19 protein-coding genes are annotated in these 15,640 nt (G+C 31.7%); 5 read left to right on the top strand and 14 right to left on the bottom strand.

Features of this window, described 5'->3' with window-relative positions:
• Nucleotides 1-498 precede the first annotated feature (498 nt).
• Nucleotides 499-1,467 carry a thioredoxin-disulfide reductase gene (trxB, locus tag DG435_RS06450; RefSeq protein ID WP_106794147.1) on the top strand — a complete coding sequence of 323 codons (969 nt, stop codon included), beginning with the start codon at nucleotides 499-501 and terminating at the stop codon, nucleotides 1,465-1,467.
• 56 nt (nucleotides 1,468-1,523) lie between these two features.
• On the opposite strand, the gene DG435_RS06445 is transcribed toward trxB, so the two are convergent.
• From DG435_RS06445 to DG435_RS06415, 7 genes are all read right to left on the bottom strand, one after another.
• The gene (locus DG435_RS06445; protein WP_106794146.1) at nucleotides 1,524-2,381 is read right to left on the bottom strand and encodes a GIN domain-containing protein; all 858 of its coding nucleotides are present in this window, start codon (nucleotides 2,379-2,381) and stop codon (nucleotides 1,524-1,526) included.
• A gap of 218 nt (nucleotides 2,382-2,599) precedes the next feature.
• Nucleotides 2,600-3,370: a hypothetical protein gene (locus DG435_RS06440; RefSeq protein ID WP_106794145.1), complete on the bottom strand. Its 771-nt coding sequence runs from the start codon at nucleotides 3,368-3,370 to the stop codon at nucleotides 2,600-2,602.
• Nucleotides 3,371-3,633: 263 nt separating this feature from the next.
• Complete coding sequence (locus DG435_RS06435; RefSeq protein ID WP_024770276.1) at nucleotides 3,634-4,353, bottom strand: head GIN domain-containing protein; 720 nt, start codon at nucleotides 4,351-4,353, stop codon at nucleotides 3,634-3,636.
• A 64-nt stretch (nucleotides 4,354-4,417) separates the two neighbouring features.
• On the bottom strand, nucleotides 4,418-6,172 hold the full coding sequence (locus DG435_RS06430; protein ID WP_106794144.1) for a PspC domain-containing protein: 1,755 nt from the start codon (nucleotides 6,170-6,172) through the stop codon (nucleotides 4,418-4,420).
• Nucleotide 6,173: 1 nt separating this feature from the next.
• Nucleotides 6,174-6,509, bottom strand: coding sequence for a PadR family transcriptional regulator (locus tag DG435_RS06425; protein WP_024770274.1), 336 nt, complete (start codon nucleotides 6,507-6,509; stop codon nucleotides 6,174-6,176).
• Nucleotides 6,510-6,574: 65 nt separating this feature from the next.
• Nucleotides 6,575-7,108, bottom strand: coding sequence for a hypothetical protein (locus DG435_RS06420; protein WP_106794143.1), 534 nt, complete (start codon nucleotides 7,106-7,108; stop codon nucleotides 6,575-6,577).
• Nucleotides 7,109-7,112: 4 nt separating this feature from the next.
• The gene (locus tag DG435_RS06415; protein WP_024770272.1) at nucleotides 7,113-7,565 is read right to left on the bottom strand and encodes a DUF4870 domain-containing protein; all 453 of its coding nucleotides are present in this window, start codon (nucleotides 7,563-7,565) and stop codon (nucleotides 7,113-7,115) included.
• Nucleotides 7,566-7,718: 153 nt separating this feature from the next.
• Here DG435_RS06415 and DG435_RS06410 point away from each other — a divergent pair, with 153 nt between their 5' ends.
• The 3 genes from DG435_RS06410 to DG435_RS06400 all read left to right on the top strand — a co-directional run bounded on the left by DG435_RS06410 (nucleotide 7,719) and on the right by DG435_RS06400 (nucleotide 9,415).
• On the top strand, nucleotides 7,719-8,180 hold the full coding sequence (locus DG435_RS06410; RefSeq protein ID WP_024770271.1) for a DUF4442 domain-containing protein: 462 nt from the start codon (nucleotides 7,719-7,721) through the stop codon (nucleotides 8,178-8,180).
• Between the two features lie 101 nt (nucleotides 8,181-8,281).
• A complete protein-coding gene (locus DG435_RS06405; RefSeq protein ID WP_106793297.1) occupies nucleotides 8,282-9,082 on the top strand; it encodes a TIGR00266 family protein in 801 nt (266 codons plus the stop codon).
• A 135-nt stretch (nucleotides 9,083-9,217) separates the two neighbouring features.
• Nucleotides 9,218-9,415 carry a hypothetical protein gene (locus tag DG435_RS06400; protein ID WP_024770269.1) on the top strand — a complete coding sequence of 66 codons (198 nt, stop codon included), beginning with the start codon at nucleotides 9,218-9,220 and terminating at the stop codon, nucleotides 9,413-9,415.
• A gap of 15 nt (nucleotides 9,416-9,430) precedes the next feature.
• On the opposite strand, the gene DG435_RS06395 is transcribed toward DG435_RS06400, so the two are convergent.
• From DG435_RS06395 to DG435_RS06370, 6 genes are all read right to left on the bottom strand, one after another.
• Nucleotides 9,431-10,381 carry a LysR family transcriptional regulator gene (locus DG435_RS06395; RefSeq protein WP_106793298.1) on the bottom strand — a complete coding sequence of 317 codons (951 nt, stop codon included), beginning with the start codon at nucleotides 10,379-10,381 and terminating at the stop codon, nucleotides 9,431-9,433.
• Nucleotides 10,382-10,560: 179 nt separating this feature from the next.
• Nucleotides 10,561-10,983 carry a DUF2141 domain-containing protein gene (locus tag DG435_RS06390; RefSeq protein WP_024770267.1) on the bottom strand — a complete coding sequence of 141 codons (423 nt, stop codon included), beginning with the start codon at nucleotides 10,981-10,983 and terminating at the stop codon, nucleotides 10,561-10,563.
• A 261-nt stretch (nucleotides 10,984-11,244) separates the two neighbouring features.
• Nucleotides 11,245-11,943, bottom strand: coding sequence for a hypothetical protein (locus DG435_RS06385; protein ID WP_106793299.1), 699 nt, complete (start codon nucleotides 11,941-11,943; stop codon nucleotides 11,245-11,247).
• A gap of 384 nt (nucleotides 11,944-12,327) precedes the next feature.
• A complete protein-coding gene (locus DG435_RS06380; protein WP_234387127.1) occupies nucleotides 12,328-12,948 on the bottom strand; it encodes a hypothetical protein in 621 nt (206 codons plus the stop codon).
• Nucleotides 12,949-12,981: 33 nt separating this feature from the next.
• Nucleotides 12,982-13,671 (bottom strand): HupE/UreJ family protein, encoded by a 690-nt coding sequence (locus DG435_RS06375; protein WP_106793301.1) that lies wholly within the window; start codon nucleotides 13,669-13,671, stop codon nucleotides 12,982-12,984.
• Nucleotides 13,672-13,685: 14 nt separating this feature from the next.
• Nucleotides 13,686-13,889 (bottom strand): hypothetical protein, encoded by a 204-nt coding sequence (locus DG435_RS06370; RefSeq protein ID WP_106793302.1) that lies wholly within the window; start codon nucleotides 13,887-13,889, stop codon nucleotides 13,686-13,688.
• A gap of 763 nt (nucleotides 13,890-14,652) precedes the next feature.
• Between DG435_RS06370 and DG435_RS06365 the strand changes: the two genes are divergently transcribed.
• Nucleotides 14,653-14,904 (top strand): hypothetical protein, encoded by a 252-nt coding sequence (locus DG435_RS06365; protein WP_106793303.1) that lies wholly within the window; start codon nucleotides 14,653-14,655, stop codon nucleotides 14,902-14,904.
• A 13-nt stretch (nucleotides 14,905-14,917) separates the two neighbouring features.
• On the opposite strand, the gene DG435_RS06360 is transcribed toward DG435_RS06365, so the two are convergent.
• Nucleotides 14,918-15,523: a TetR family transcriptional regulator gene (locus DG435_RS06360; RefSeq protein WP_106793304.1), complete on the bottom strand. Its 606-nt coding sequence runs from the start codon at nucleotides 15,521-15,523 to the stop codon at nucleotides 14,918-14,920.
• Between the last annotated feature and the right edge of the window lie 117 nt (nucleotides 15,524-15,640).

Genomic DNA, 15,640 nt, shown 5'->3' with positions numbered 1-15,640 from the left:
TCCTGCTAGTTTGTAACTAGTGGTTCCCCCTGATGCCGCTCGAATGTGGCTAGTGCTCGACTCTGTCGGGTACCGTATCAGATTGGTAGTATTGAGTGATCAGGTAAGAGTAATAAAAAAAAATAGATTAAGATATAGATTCTGTTTACTCGATCTCCCTGATGCCGCTCGAATGTAGGGCTAGTGCTCGACTCTGTTGGGTACCGTACCAGATTGGCAGTGAGAATAAAAAGTAAATAAAATAAAGATAAAAGCTGCTGTAACAGGTAGCTTTTATTGTTTTAAGAAATAAAGTTACTCAGGTTATCTTTTAGTTTTTTCTTAGAGATAGCGTAGGTAAATTCAAAGTATAAATGGTATTATAATTAAAAACTGTAGTAAATTCAATATATAGTGTATAGATATAAGATGTCTATATGGATATAACAATTCTTAATAACTTTACTGTAAGGTTTATGATCAAATTGCTACTTTTACAATATATAAAACGAAGAGAATATGTCTGATACAATAGAAAGAATAAAGTGTCTTATTATAGGTTCAGGTCCTGCAGGATATACTGCGGCAATATATGCGGCAAGAGCAGATCTTAAACCTATTATGTATACTGGTATGGAACCAGGTGGCCAATTAACGACTACTACAGAAGTGGATAATTTCCCCGGATACCCAGAAGGAATAGATGGTCCCACGATGATGGTACAATTACAACAACAAGCAGAGCGTTTTGGTACAGAAGTACGTATCGGGATGGTAACTGCTGTTGATTTTAATACTACAGATGGAGGAATCCATAAAGTAACTGTAGATAATTCAACGCAGATTGAAGCAGAAACCGTTATTATTTCTACAGGAGCTACTGCAAAATATCTGGGACTACCTAGTGAACAAAAATTACGTGGTGGTGGAGTTTCTGCCTGCGCAGTTTGTGATGGATTCTTTTACAAAGGGCAAGATGTAGCGATTGTAGGAGCAGGGGATACCGCTGCAGAAGAAGCTACATATTTATCTAATATATGTTCTAATGTAACGATGCTGGTTCGTAAAGATCATATGAGAGCTTCTAAAGCAATGCAACATCGCGTGAACAATACACCAAATATTAAGGTAATGTATAATACCGAAGTTGATGAGGTATTAGGAGATCAGGTAGTAGAAGGGTTACGAATGGTAAATAACCAGACAAATGATAAAGAAGAAATTGAGATAACCGGTTTGTTTATAGCTATTGGCCATAAACCGAATACAGATATCTTTAAAGGACAATTAGATATGGATGATACAGGGTATTTGATTACCGAAGGGAAGTCTACTAAGACAAATATCCCAGGAGTATTTGCTTCAGGAGATGTTCAGGATAAAGAGTACAGACAAGCTGTTACGGCTGCAGGAACCGGATGTATGGCTGCGCTGGATGCAGAACGATATCTGGCAACAGTAGAAACAAGTGACAAAGTTTCGGCTTAAGCCGAAAAAAATACAGCATTAAAAAAAGAACATCTCGCCAAGCGAGATGTTCTTTTTTAATTTATCTTAAACCTACTAGGAACGTAGTCTATATTTTTTTTATACAAAATAGCTTCATTAGCAAATGTTTTCATTATAACCTTAGGCTCACCAAGGAGATAGATTTCAGTTTTATCTTTAGCTTCAATACTAATTTCTTCATTAGTCAAAATATAACAATCACTAGCACCTTCTGCAATTAATGTAGTTTTGATAACACTTAATTTTTCACCATAAAAATCAGTGTCATTATCTGCTCTAACCAGCATTGATTTTACTTCGCCTTCAAGTTTGGCATATCCTTTTTGGTATAAATCTACTTTAAGGCTATCAGTCGTAACAATTCCTTTTAATTCTGAATTTTCATTTATTTGATAAGTAACTTCCTGAGCTGTAACATGTAACTCTACTATCGATTTTCCATTGGTTATGCAATCTACGCGATTGGCATCAGCGGTAAGAAATACTTCGGCATTATCATTTGCATTTACGATCAGTTTAGTCGTATTTATAGGAGATAATGATCTAACATTTACCTTGTCATATAGTATAATTTTCTTTAATTCTGAAGCATAAGAGATATCAAGATTTAATGCTTTTGCACGTCGCATATCCCGATCCGACTTGATTGTTAAAACACTATCTACAACTTCTACTTGTATTACCTCTTGCAGATTGCTATCTGCTTCGATCTTTACCTGGTTATCACTACTCTCGTCTAATGTAACTTCGAAACCTTCATGAATTTCTATGGTATGGAAGTCTTCAACGTCTAGTTGTTCTGTACTAACAATTTTGTTGCCTTTAATTTTTTCCTTTTGTCCATAGGTGTTTCCCAATACCAAAAGTGTCAATACTAACAATAGTGCTCTCATATTTGTGTGAAATTTATATACTAATAAACAGTTTTTTTTGCCTTTAAGTATAGTTTTGTATAAAACTTGTTACAAATATAAATAGAGAAGTGGTTTATATTATTTCAGATTAAAAATAATGTAGTATCTATTATATGAACATGAGATATTTTGTTATTAATAAAAAAGGTTGCCATATAAGCAACCTTTTAAAATATCTGATTTTTTACCCGAAGTAATTAATTATGAACATCGGTATACCCTTTCCAATGTTCTCCAAAAGGAGCGAAGCGATATGAACCTCTTCTTCTTGCCCAGCTACTATTTGTTGTTTTTCTTGCCCACCATCCCGGTTGTATAGTATGCTCCTTTTGTTTAGTCTTATTTTTACCATAGGTAAGGTGAGCAGTTATACTCCCATTACTATCATGAAAAACGGAAGTATACATTTGTATATATTTCCACGTAGCAGAGGATTGATAACGTTTACTGCCAAATTTACTATTATAACATTGCTCTGCCCCTTGATGACTATCACAGAAAGCTTTGGTTTCTATATTAAGATTTGTTGTAGTCATTAACTTTGTAGGGAATTTTGCAATAGAAAAAACCGAGTGATCTAATTTTTCTACTACTGGTCTATTGCTTGATAACTTTGTTTTTTCATCAGAACTTGCAAAATCTATTAGAGCTTTAGGCACAGGAGTGCCTTCTGGAGTAAGTGATAAGTACACCTTGAGCATAGAGTTATTTTTAAAATCAATAAACATCTTGGTGTCATTAGTACCAGATTCTAGACCGGATATATAAGGTTCTGATTCTTCATATCCTTTACTCATGGTCAAACTAATTCCGTTAGAAAAATTGAAGGTTGCCAAATCAATTTCTTCAATTTCTGAGATTTCATTTGTTATAGTATCCTCTTGGATATCCATATCTTCTTGACAGGAAACAATAACAAGTGTAAAACATACAATAAGTATGATTTTTGTAACATTTAAATACTTCATTTTTGTGATTTTTTAAGTTTGTTAATACTGAATGTAAACTTAATACTGTCACATTATGAAGTGTCCTGATTTTTTGAAAATCAAAAAATCAGGACACTTTCTTGTATTTTTATATGCTATAGAAGGGGAAGAATTGTTTTTTTAACTAGATTTAAAAGAAACAGAGATTCTATAAAAAAACTGCCCGAAAAGCATTGGTTGGTTAGTGTTGCTTTCTCAGGCAGCTTAGTTTTGGTTGATTAAATTAATTGGGTTGTTAGATCTTAATGACCTCTAACATCTCCACCAGAGTTATCTGTTTCAGATACTTTTTCTGGTTTTCCGTAGTACACAACATCTGCACCACTTGTTGCTTTACCTGTAAACTCGTCCTTGGCATGGATTTTAATAGAAGCACCACTTGTTGCTCTTGCTTCGGATACTAAGCTTAACAAATCTTCTGCACGGATATCTGCACCGCTGGTAGCATTTGCTTTATGATTATTTACTTTTCCGGTTAAGTTCATCATGGCTCCACTGGTAACAGAAGTTGTTATAGTTTCTGCCTTTACTCTTAATTTAATATCTGCACCACTAGTAGCACTAAGATCAAGATCTTTTTGAACTACAGCTTCATCTGAAGAGATGCTGGCACCGCTATTAACATGAACTTTATTGATTTTGTCATAAGAGACAAATACATTTTTTTCGTCTGCATAGTATATGTTTTCATCAGAAGTAACATATAGTGTACTACCTTCTACATATACTTCGATATGATCGTGTAAGTTTTTATTGGCTTCTACAATTACTTTTTGATCAGAATTGTTTACCAGGATAACATCTAAGCCTCTACTTGCTTTTATGGCGTTAAAGTCTTGACTGATGGTTCTTTCTTTTCTAATTACTTCTCCTTGGCCTTTAACCCCATTAAAGACAACATTGCAGGAGCAACATAAAGCTGATAAGCAAAAGGTGATAATAATTTTGGCTAGTGTAGTCATAATTGTTTGTTTTGATATGTTTAACTGTTCGTTTTTTGATTAACTCTGCCAGAAGCAGATTGATTTAGTTTTCGGTTTTTATTTCGATTCCGTTCTCGTCTATTTTTACTTTTACAGGTTCATTATTTAATTCTACTCCGTCTTCTCCTATTTTTAGTTTAAAGTCATTGTCTTCAGAGTTTATATTTATGTTTACGCTATCATCATCTTCATCCCATTCGTTATATTCCCAATCGTTCTTATCTTCTGGACATTCTTTACATTCGAATTTTCCGTCGACTAATTTGATGTATTCTCCTTCTTTACCATCAATAGAAATATAATCATCGTATTTCCATGAGTTATTAAATTCTGATGTGTTGTCATTAGCAAATACTGTAATTCCTTCTGGTAATGTTAAGATTACTTTTATTTCCTGATCTCTGTATTTGCTAGCATAGTCGGTAATTGCGTATCCATCTAATAAGAGGGTGTTACCATTAACTTCATATCCATATTTAAGTTCTTTGGCTCTTTTTGAAGCTTCTTCATACGATCTTCCTTCTGCATTTTTTTCTATAGTAATTCGTACTGTCGAATCTCTTTTTGAAGCTTTTAAGTATATTTCTATATCCCGGATAACAATTACTCGATTACCTTGATCATCTCTTTTGATTTTATAATCATTTCTATGGTATAAATGTTTGACATACCTGTTATTTCCTTCCATTTTTATGGTTAAGGTATCATTACTTGTGATAGGAAGTACTTTTTGCTCCATGATTACATCTGCGTCATAAGCTTCTAGTGTAGCTTGTCTAACTCCAAGAATTCCTAACCCGATAAGAGAAAATATCCATATGGCTAATAAACCTAACTTGGCTGGTGTTCCGATAGATTTTAGGTTTTTTATCAGAATTTTTAAACCAAGAATAAATAAAAAGAAAAAAGGTATTCCTACAGCAAAAAATGTTACTAATGATACTAACCATAATGGAACTTCGGGGTGACTGCCTACTTCAATATATTCTACCCAGGGAACATCCATAAATCCAAATGTTCCTATGGTAAACAGACCAACAAATAAACTAATAAGAGTAACGCCGGCTACTATAATAAGAATCACACCGATAAATTTTACAAAAATCTTTAAAAAGAATAGTAATACATCACCTAAAGCTTCAAAAAAAGTAGTAGAACTGCTTTTTACCTTGCTACTATATTTTTGATAATCTACATTTTTTACCGTATCTGCTACACCATCAAATCCTTCTTTAATTTTCTTTTCGATGTTACTGATATTAACAGCTTCACCTTTCATAGCCAAAAAATCAGCTGTTGTTTTTGCTTCTGGTACAAAAATCCAAAATGCGATATAGATTAGAATAAATGCACCACTAGAAAAAATAGTAAACAATACCCAGGCTAATCTAATCCAAATTGGTTCAATCCCCAGATAGTGACTTAATCCAGAGCTTACTCCTCCAACATAAGAACTTGTAGTATCTCTAAATAACTGTCTTGATGCTTTCGTTTTTTGATATGTTGTGTTTGGTTCATCCTCGAAGATTTCTTCATCTAATCTATAATCTTCTGGTTGCCCCATTACGGCAATTACTTCTTCTACTTCTTTGTTTCCGATAACCTGTCGTTCATCCTTTATTTTTTCACTGAACAATTCTGCTATTCTGGCTTCTATATCAGATATAATCTCATCTCTCCCTTGTGAATCGGTAAATGAGCGTTTTATAGCGCTGAGATAGCGTTGCAGTTTTAAGTAAGCGTTTTCGTCTATATGAAAAAATATGCCTGCTAAATTTATATTAACTGTCTTATTCATTTTACTTCTTTTTTTGTTTGGTTACCAGATTTACAGCATTCCGTAATTCGTCCCAAGTGGTATTTAATTCGTTAAGAAACAATTTTCCTGTTTCTGTGAGTCCGTAATATTTTCGTGGTGGCCCTGATGTAGATTCTTCCCAGCGATAACTCAGCAATCCAGCGTTTTTGAGTCTAGTTAATAGGGGATATATCGTGCCTTCTACCACAAGCATCTTTGCGTCTTTAAGGGTTTCTAAAATTTCAGCTACATAGGCATCATCGTCCTTAAGGATAGAAAGTATGCAATATTCCAGAACACCTTTGCGCATTTGCGCTTTTGTGTTTTCGATCTTCATAAAACTAATTTTTAAAAGTTAAACTGTTCATTTTTTGATTGATGTTGGTGTTTGATGATTGATGATTATTTTAAAAAATATTGATCAGAAAGTACTACACCGGCAATTAAAACAGAGGTTAAAAGATAATTGATTAGGTTAAATTTTAAACTATATCCTTGTTCTTTTGACGTTTTTATGACAAGAAAAAATAAAGTAAAACATACAATTAACGGTAGTATCCATTGTCCGAGTCCAAGCCACTGGCTTATTCTGGCTTCATCATTAGGATTAAAGATAGATACAATCATAGCCATTAATCTAAATGCAAAAGCAAAAAACAAGAATGGATACCAGTATGTGTTTTTTGTTTTTCTAATCACATAAAAAAACACAAATGCTGTTAGTATAGTGAAAATTGGTCCTGCAGCACTTATAAAATGATCATGCCATGCAGATTCATATTCTCCATTTACCAAGAAAGCCGAATTAAGTGTCATCTTCATTGGATATCCTAATAACTTTCCTGTAAGTAAATGTGCCAATTCATGAAAAAAGAAGGACAACAGAACAGCAAGAGCGGTTATCAAAATATATTTTATGTTAATTGTTTGTTTCATTATATTATTTTATAAATCGTATAGATAATGGATATCTGTAACTTTCGCCTTTATTCGCTTTTAAAGCGGCAGTGATGACAAAAATAATTTCCAGAAAAAATCCAATTAATGCTATAATTCCAATAAAGGAAGCTCCTATAAGAGTTCTAAATCCTCCTGCATCAGAAAAGTTGATTGATATATCATTAAAATGAAACAAATCAGTAATTGTAGCATCTCCAAAGACATGAAAAATGAAAAATGGAAAAGAAAATATTCCTAGTATTACAGTATATAATAGAATACTTAATTGAAAATTGATTGCTTCCTTACCATGATCATCTATAAAATCTGACTTATCCTTATTGGTAGACCATAATAATATTGGAACTATGTAATTCCCAAAAGGAATAAAGTATTTAGAAAATACTCCCAGATGCATAAACGTTGCGATATTTTTGTGATTTTTGATTGACATTGTAAAAGTATATAATAGTTTCTTATGCAAATATATGGTTAAAAAAAGGTATTATGCAAAACATAGTACCATATTTTAACATAAATTTAAGATTTAGAACCCTTTTCTTGACTATTTCTTTTGCCTATATTGTGAGAACTAAAAATAAAACTCATGGATATTACTCCTAGAAAACTTAATGCATTCTTACTATTTAAGTTACCCTCTGCCTGGCTATGTGGTGTAAGGGTTAAAAATATAGATAGAACAAGCTGTACCGTTAGTGTAAAACATCGATGGATAAACCAAAATCCTTTTAAATCTATGTTTTGGGCAGTGCAGGGAATGGCGGCAGAATTAACTACCGGGGCCTTGGTAACAGGATATATAAGAGATAGTGGAAAAAAGATATCAATGCTGGTGGCAAGCAATAATGCAACATATACCAAAAAGGCTGTTGGTAGAATTACTTTTGTGTGTACCGAAGGAGATTTGGTAGCTGATGCCATTAGAAAAACTATCGAAACCGGTGAAGGACAAACGGTATGGATGAAATCAATAGGAACTAATCAAGATGGTATTGAAGTTTCTACATTTAATTTTGAATGGACAGTTAAAGTGAAAAATGAAAAGTAAAATAGTATAGCGAAAAAAAAGGATAGACTGTAACACTTTATGAAATTCGTTTACTTATAAAGAAACTATTCATTAATCAATATACTATAAACATTAAAAATATGACAGCACACGAAATCGACTACGAAATTATTGGCGAAGAAATGCAATATGTAGAGATAGAGCTAGATCCACAAGAAGGAGTGATTGCAGAAGCAGGAAGTTTTATGATGATGGAAGATGGAATAAAGATGGATACGATTTTTGGTGATGGTTCTGCTAAAGATACTGGAGTTCTGGGTAAAATATTTGGAGCTGGTAAACGATTGTTAACAGGAGAAAGCTTATTTATGACAGCTTTTTATAATCAGGTAGGAGGGAAAAAGAAAGTAAGTTTTGCATCTCCATATCCAGGAAAGATTATTCCTATAGATTTAACTAATTATGGGGAGAAATTTATTTGCCAAAAAGATGCATTTTTATGTGCGGCCAAAGGAGTTTCTATTGGAATAGAATTTTCTAGAAAATTAGGAAGAGGGCTATTTGGTGGTGAAGGCTTTATTATGCAGAAATTAGAGGGTGATGGTATGGCCTTTGTTCATGCAGGTGGAACTACATCCCGAAAAGAACTGCAACCTGGTGAAAAACTAAAAGTAGATACAGGATGTATTATTGGATTTTCTAAAGGAATACAATATGATATAGAATTTGTAGGAGGGATTAAGAATACTATTTTTGGAGGAGAAGGATTGTTTTTTGCAACATTAACAGGTCCAGGAGTTGTGTATATACAATCTTTGCCGTTTAGCAGACTTGCAAATAGAGTATTGGCATTGGCCCCCAGAGGAGGAGGAAAAAGTAAAGGTGAAGGTAGTATTCTAGGTGGTTTGGGAGATATTTTGGATGGCGATAACAGTTTTTAACAGTGTTAAATAAGCGCCAAAAGACTATTTTTTTGGTTTTATTTACATATATTAGCTAGAACAACTTTAAAAACTATAAGATTATTCCTACAATTACTTGTTTAAACCTAACATTTTTTAAACCCCTATTAATTTATGGCTAGAGCAATGTTTGATTACACAAAAACTGTGCTTAAAAAAGTAAGTTTTGATGTTAATCTTTTTACTAAGGAAGTTTTAAAAGCACTAAACAGACTGCTTCCTCACGAGATTGAAGAATTAAAAATCTGGATTCAATCATTAACGATGAAACAACCAGAATTACAATCTTGTTTAATCTATTTAAAATCATAAAAAAAAAGCGACTTTCTAGTCGCTTTTTACTTTTGCCATAGGGCTAATGATTTTTACATTTTGAAAAGTAATAGCTCCTTTTACAACTCCAGCAATGGTAGAATGCAAAGCATCAATAATTTGCATTTTTAATTCACTTTTATTAAAAATTAAACTCACTTCTCGTGCGGGAGAAGGCTCATTAAAGTAGTGAAGATTACTTTTTTCGTCATTCTTTATATCTAAAGTATGTAAATAGGGTAGAAGTGTCATTCCCAAACCTTCATTTGCCAACTTTACAAGTGTCTCAAAACTTCCACTTTCTAACTGAAAATGATCCTCCTCATAACTTTTCTTGGTCTTACACAGGTTAATAATCCCATCTCTAAAACAATGACCATCCTCTAGCAGAAGCATATCATCAATATCAAGATCAGTAATATCAATTTTTTTCTTTTGATTCAATCTATGAGTAGAAGGAATATAACCTACAAAAGGTTCATAGTATAAAACACGTTCTTTAATGTTTTCGTTTTCTAAAGGAGTTGCTGCAATAGCAGCATCAAGATGACCATCGAGAAGACGTTCAATTATAGCTTCTGTGTTTAACTCCTCTATTTTTAATTTTACCTTTGGATATTTTTTTATAAAATTGTTTAAAAACATAGGTAAAAGAGTAGGCATTATCGTAGGAATCACACCTAATTTAAATTCACCACCTATAAACCCTTTTTGTTGATCTACAATATCTTGAATTCGTTCACTTTCATTTACAATATTTTTTGCCTGTTGAACAAGTTTGTTACCAACTTCTGTAAGTTCAATAGGTTTTTTACTACGATCAAAGATGAGGATATCTAGCTCTTCCTCAAGCTTTTGAATTTGCATGCTTAGCGTAGGTTGAGTCACAAAAGTTTTTTCTGCAGCCTTCGTAAAATTTTTGTGTTCGGCTACTGCTAAAACATATCTTAATTGTGTTATGGTCATGGTTTGCGTTTTGGGGAACAAAAATATAAAAGCTATTGATATTATTTATTAAATAATTATTAAAAATTTATTTTATCTATTGTGTTTGAAATAAAAAAAGGAATAGCACAGATGAAATGCTATTCCTTTTTAGATATACCTGTTAGTCAGGTTTTGATTGATGAATATGGGGTTATAAATTACATTCTGATTTCTAGTTCCAGATTTTCTGAGTTTACTTCGAATTTGGCTTCATCCCATAATGGAGGACCGTAACTCATATTGTTATTAGATACACCATAATCTTCTTTTGGCATTCCGCTAGGTTCAAAATCCATTCGATTATTTCCATTCACATCATGAAAACAACTAATAGCGAATACTCCTTCGGGAACATTAGAAAAAGTAATTTTTGCTACACCATCTACAATTGTACTTTTTTCGCCTTTGATTGGGGCAGCTTTCATAAAAGTATTTTCGTTATAAAGCCCAAAAATAACTTCTCCTTCAGAACTTGTTATATTGGGAACGGTTACTGTAATGGTTACTCCTTTAGTTTTTTCTTGAGCTTGAAGAAGAAAGTTAGAAACTAAAAGCGCGGCTAGTAAAGCTAGAGTTTTCATAAGATAAAGTTTTATAGTTATTTGTTTTTTGATGAATCAAAAGTCTATAAATCTTTATTTGAGAACAATAAGAAACTCCCCAGTTGTCATTTTTGTAGGATGAAATGTATTTTAACCGATACCTTGTTATTAGAGATTAATTAAAAAGATTAAACTTAAAATTATAAACAAAAAGCCTTTGGCATTATAGAAATGCCAAAGGACGTAACTATCTCCAAACCTTAGGATATCAATGTAGAATCACAATATAATAGGCAAACTCTATATACCACCTGGATCTACGACATATGTTTTGGTTATTTTTTTTGTTGGGCAACCTTCTTTAGATATTGTTAGAGTAATAGATACTGGTTTTCTTCCCCCATAGTTGAAATCAAGGTATTCTCCATTACCAATTGTCCACCCATTTGCGAGCTGCCATTTGTAGGTAAATTTTGGATCATAATTAATTGCTTTCAAATGTAATTCGTAGCGAACGCCAATACGAGCTATTTGAGTATGTACGTTATCATGTGGACAAAGAAATGTTGATAGTGGAGGCAGTTTGTATTCTGGGAGTTCAATTTTATAATACGTAAATCCGCCATTGTTATTTTTGGTAATGAGAATTAAAGTAGCTGCATCTTTCTTAATTCTTTTAATTTTTACTTCTTGTTGAGTGTCACTTCCTATAATTTCAAAACTAGAGTCTATTGTCCATCCAATCAAATTTTGACATTCGGTTTTATAAGTCAGAATGCCCCCTACAGGAGGATATGCATGCTCGGCATTACTCCAATAAATACCAGGACCTTGATACGCAGTTAAGGAGATATCACACCCCTGACTGCCTGCTTTTTCTATATTATCACTTGTTATTGTTGAGATTTCAATTGGATCGTTTACATCATTGGTTTCACAACTGTTTAGACCTATAAGCATCATAAGAGCTATGAAGGTCTTTAAAAAGATTTTTTTCATGATTTGTATTTATTGAAATGATCCAAACTTTTTTCAATTTTCTATATATTATCATTCCTATTCCATCGTAATGTTATGGAGTCAAATATTTTCAATTCAATAAAAAAATGAACCACTCATTGTTTATAATTTAATCAAAACTAAATACGATCAATCAATTTAACTACCCCGTTTTCAGTGAAACTATTTAATTTTTTAGTTCTGTGTTTTTATATTAAATAATGATTGGTAATTAAAAATTGAAATATTTTAATACAGGTTTTTTTTGTACGTTGACATAAAGCTAAGGAGTACTTTCCTTATATTATAGAAGGCAAGAAAATTATATATCCTATGAGTTAAAGATGGTAGGTAGTCTGGAATCCGAAGTTTTATATATGGGTTTTACTTATCAAATAGTTTGTATTGTCCTTTTAATCTTATCGTTACGACAATATCTTCTTTGTTGTTATTTCTAAAATACCAACCGTGTTTACCTTCAAAAGGGGCTGTAAATGTTCCGGCCATATTGTTAGAATATGCCAAAGTATAACTCTCATAAAATACATTTTCGGGAGGGTTTTCTTGTCGTACTTCTCCATGAAAATCAATATAAACAATAGCATCATTAGCAGTACTCCACTCATACTTTATACTCCCATATTTTAATGCTTTAAACTTGTATTCTATACCTTTTCCAGCAGGGACAGTCACATTAATAGTATCATTTTGCTCTGTAAATTGTTCTGATGGTGGTGGATTGTTTGCTTCTTTGGGTTTAGGTACACTTACCGGAGAACCTAATTTTTCTAATTTAAGTTTCTCGAAATTTAATTGAGATACTGGTTCTGTATCGACTGTTTTTATTTTTTCAGTATCATTTACATATAATCTGCTAAAACCAAAAAGCTTTCCTGTACCTAGTGGGTCTATATTGTATTCTGCAGGCAAAACTGCAGTTATAAGCACAACAAAACCAATAAATAAGGCTATAAAAATTGATTTTATAAGTTGTTTTTTATTCATTATGTGGGTATTGCTTGTTGTCATAATTTAGAGTTACGTCATGAAATATCCTGTCATTTGAAATCCAAACAACAAAAAGCCTGCAGCCATAAGAATTATATTGGTAAGATTAGAGAATTTAACGTAACTGTTATACCTTCTCCAAACCCCTAAAAGTATAAGAACTAATCCTAAGGCTAAAAACTGTCCTATTTCTACACCTATATTAAAACCGATTAGATTTACAAAAAGGCCTTCTTTATCAAAATTAAATTCTTGTAATTTGGTTGCTAATCCAAAACCATGAAACAATCCAAAAATTAATACCGCTATTTTGGTATTGGGTTGTTTCTTAAAAAAATGCTTAAATCCTCCTAGGTTATCAAATCCTTTATATACAATCGATAATGCGATAATGGCATCTATTAAAAATGCATTTACATTAATATCTGCCATTACACCAAGTAATAGGGTAAAACTATGACCGATTGTAAAAAAACTTACATACAATAATATTTCTTTTGTTCTGTATAAAAAGAAAATGACCCCTACCAGAAAAAGTAGATGGTCATATCCTGTTATCATATGTTTTGCACCGATGTATAGAAACGGTCCAAAAGCAATTCCTTTATTTCCCAATAAAAAAGACTGTGTTTCATCATCAACACCATGCGTAGCGTTTGCTGTTATTGAAACCAGCACAAAGGCGAGAAATATAAAGAATGTTTTGGTGTTTTTTAACATTTTTGCAATATAGATTAATGTGCGTGTCCGTGTTCTTTTACTTGTTGGATACTATCTAATCTTGCTTTTTCAGCTTCATCAACCTCTATTGTTGATTCTTGAGTAGCTTCTACTTTAGCAGGATCTGTGTTTTCTTCTTTTTTTTCTTTTTTCTCTGTACAAGCTCCTAAAGTTGCTATAGCTAAAACAGCTATAATCATTGATTTTTTAATTGTCATGTTTGTGTTTTTTAGATGAGTTAATTCTAATAAGTTTCTTTTAAATTTTTGAAGTTATACTATTTAACTAACTTAATTTTTTGATCAAAAATTTATTTTCTTCATAATCTCTAAAACAAAAAATTATCATTTTTAGTATGTATGATTTAATAAGTAAAATAGTGTTGCTTACATGGTAAATATAGTTTTTTTTCCAAGATTGCCACAAAGAATGTATATCTCTTAGTGGTATGAATATTCTATAAAAATAGAAAACAGAAAATAATGATTTTATAGTTGCATAGGTAGTAAACAAATTCTAATTAAAGAAGCTTTTTTTGTATTGATTTAGAGTACCTATTTTTAGTATTACTCTCGAAATTTTTAATGCATATTTTGAGAGTATATGATTCAAATATATTCTATTTGGGAATGAAAATAAATTTCTTATTTAATTTTCAAGAGCTCTTTTATTAATGTCCTCGATCCATTACTATTCATTGCCTTTATATTAATACCTTCTTCAGTAAGCAATTTGATAACATCGATTTTTTGATAATAAGCAACTTTGTGAAGCACATTGGATGCGAAATTTGCTAGCAAAAGAAAAAGTTCAATAAATCTAATTAATTATGATGTCTAATTTTTATTCAATTGCAAGTCCGATTATGCTATGTGTTAAGATTCGAAGTATAGATGTAATGTTATGAAAAGGTAAATAATGCTATATGAGTATATAGGTTTATTGAAAATAGAAGTTTATTTGATGTAAAATTGTAGAAGAATGACCATAACTCAAATTATTGGTTGGCTGGGCGCTATAGTTTATGTGCTTGCTTATTTATTGTTAAGTTTAGAAATTCTAAAATCGAATAAAGAACTATTTCATGGTATGAACACTTTTGGAGCTTTATGTTTGATTGTTAATGCTTTACCTGTAGGTGATTATCCCACAATTGTGGTAAATGTAGTTTGGGGATTAATTGGCTTAATATCGATAATTAGAATTGTTTTGAAAAGAAAGTTTATCAATTAATAAGTATAAATACCTAACTTGTTTTATATTGAATTAATTGTTTTACATGATTCATGTATATGGCTACTTGTTTTTCATATTCTTTTCTGTTGTTTGTAAAAGTTCCCAGATAGTAGTAAGCTCCATCGATAAGGGCAAAAATAATTTCGGTAAGCTCACTTATATTAGTATTCACTATAATTCCGTTGTTTCTTGCATCCAACAACCTGTCTTTTAAGACATCGTGTAATGTTTCCAAAAAAGACTTAAAACTTTTATTAAAATCTTTATTTCGATATACTTGTGCATAAAAACTATAAAAAACCCCATCGTCTACATAATCATTCCATTTTCTTGAAAATAAAAGTATAATAAACTCTTCTAGTTTTTCCTTACTATCTATGGATTTAAGTTTTTCTGAATCAATAAAACTTAAGTATTTTTCGAGAATATAATCTTTTAATGCAACTAGAAGACTCTCTTTTGTTTCAAAATAATGCATTACTAAGCCTTTGCTAATTCCCATTTCTTCGGCAACTTTTGCTACAGAAGTATTTTCTAAACCGATTTTTTTGGCTACTGTATAGAAAGCAATTATGATTTCTTTTTGCCGTGTTTCACTTAAGTTTTTTCTACCCATTAACTGTTGATTTTTGTCAAAAATATAGTTTTAAAATCGATTTATTAAATCTTCTTTTGTTTTACAAATCAAAAGACCCATATGACTAATCTAGCAAAATACTACTTCTATATACCT

The sequence above is a fragment of the Aquimarina sp. Aq78 genome, from assembly GCF_900299525.1.
Classification (GTDB): domain Bacteria; phylum Bacteroidota; class Bacteroidia; order Flavobacteriales; family Flavobacteriaceae; genus Aquimarina.
This window is presented reverse-complemented; position numbering and strand designations above follow the sequence as displayed.

Coding starts and splice junctions, on each gene's coding strand:
- trxB (WP_106794147.1), top strand. CDS start 499: ATGTCTGATACAATAGAAAGAATAAAGTGTCTTATTATAGGTTCAGGT.
- DG435_RS06430 (WP_106794144.1), bottom strand. CDS start 6,172: ATGAATAAGACAGTTAATATAAATTTAGCAGGCATATTTTTTCATATA.
- DG435_RS06375 (WP_106793301.1), bottom strand. CDS start 13,671: ATGTTAAAAAACACCAAAACATTCTTTATATTTCTCGCCTTTGTGCTG.
- DG435_RS06425 (WP_024770274.1), bottom strand. CDS start 6,509: ATGAAGATCGAAAACACAAAAGCGCAAATGCGCAAAGGTGTTCTGGAA.
- DG435_RS06445 (WP_106794146.1), bottom strand. CDS start 2,381: ATGAGAGCACTATTGTTAGTATTGACACTTTTGGTATTGGGAAACACC.
- DG435_RS06435 (WP_024770276.1), bottom strand. CDS start 4,353: ATGACTACACTAGCCAAAATTATTATCACCTTTTGCTTATCAGCTTTA.
- DG435_RS06410 (WP_024770271.1), top strand. CDS start 7,719: ATGGATATTACTCCTAGAAAACTTAATGCATTCTTACTATTTAAGTTA.
- DG435_RS06390 (WP_024770267.1), bottom strand. CDS start 10,983: ATGAAAACTCTAGCTTTACTAGCCGCGCTTTTAGTTTCTAACTTTCTT.
- DG435_RS06400 (WP_024770269.1), top strand. CDS start 9,218: ATGGCTAGAGCAATGTTTGATTACACAAAAACTGTGCTTAAAAAAGTA.
- DG435_RS06370 (WP_106793302.1), bottom strand. CDS start 13,889: ATGACAATTAAAAAATCAATGATTATAGCTGTTTTAGCTATAGCAACT.
- DG435_RS06415 (WP_024770272.1), bottom strand. CDS start 7,565: ATGTCAATCAAAAATCACAAAAATATCGCAACGTTTATGCATCTGGGA.
- DG435_RS06440 (WP_106794145.1), bottom strand. CDS start 3,370: ATGAAGTATTTAAATGTTACAAAAATCATACTTATTGTATGTTTTACA.
- DG435_RS06360 (WP_106793304.1), bottom strand. CDS start 15,523: ATGGGTAGAAAAAACTTAAGTGAAACACGGCAAAAAGAAATCATAATT.
- DG435_RS06420 (WP_106794143.1), bottom strand. CDS start 7,108: ATGAAACAAACAATTAACATAAAATATATTTTGATAACCGCTCTTGCT.
- DG435_RS06395 (WP_106793298.1), bottom strand. CDS start 10,381: ATGACCATAACACAATTAAGATATGTTTTAGCAGTAGCCGAACACAAA.
- DG435_RS06365 (WP_106793303.1), top strand. CDS start 14,653: ATGACCATAACTCAAATTATTGGTTGGCTGGGCGCTATAGTTTATGTG.
- DG435_RS06380 (WP_234387127.1), bottom strand. CDS start 12,948: ATGAATAAAAAACAACTTATAAAATCAATTTTTATAGCCTTATTTATT.
- DG435_RS06405 (WP_106793297.1), top strand. CDS start 8,282: ATGACAGCACACGAAATCGACTACGAAATTATTGGCGAAGAAATGCAA.
- DG435_RS06385 (WP_106793299.1), bottom strand. CDS start 11,943: ATGAAAAAAATCTTTTTAAAGACCTTCATAGCTCTTATGATGCTTATA.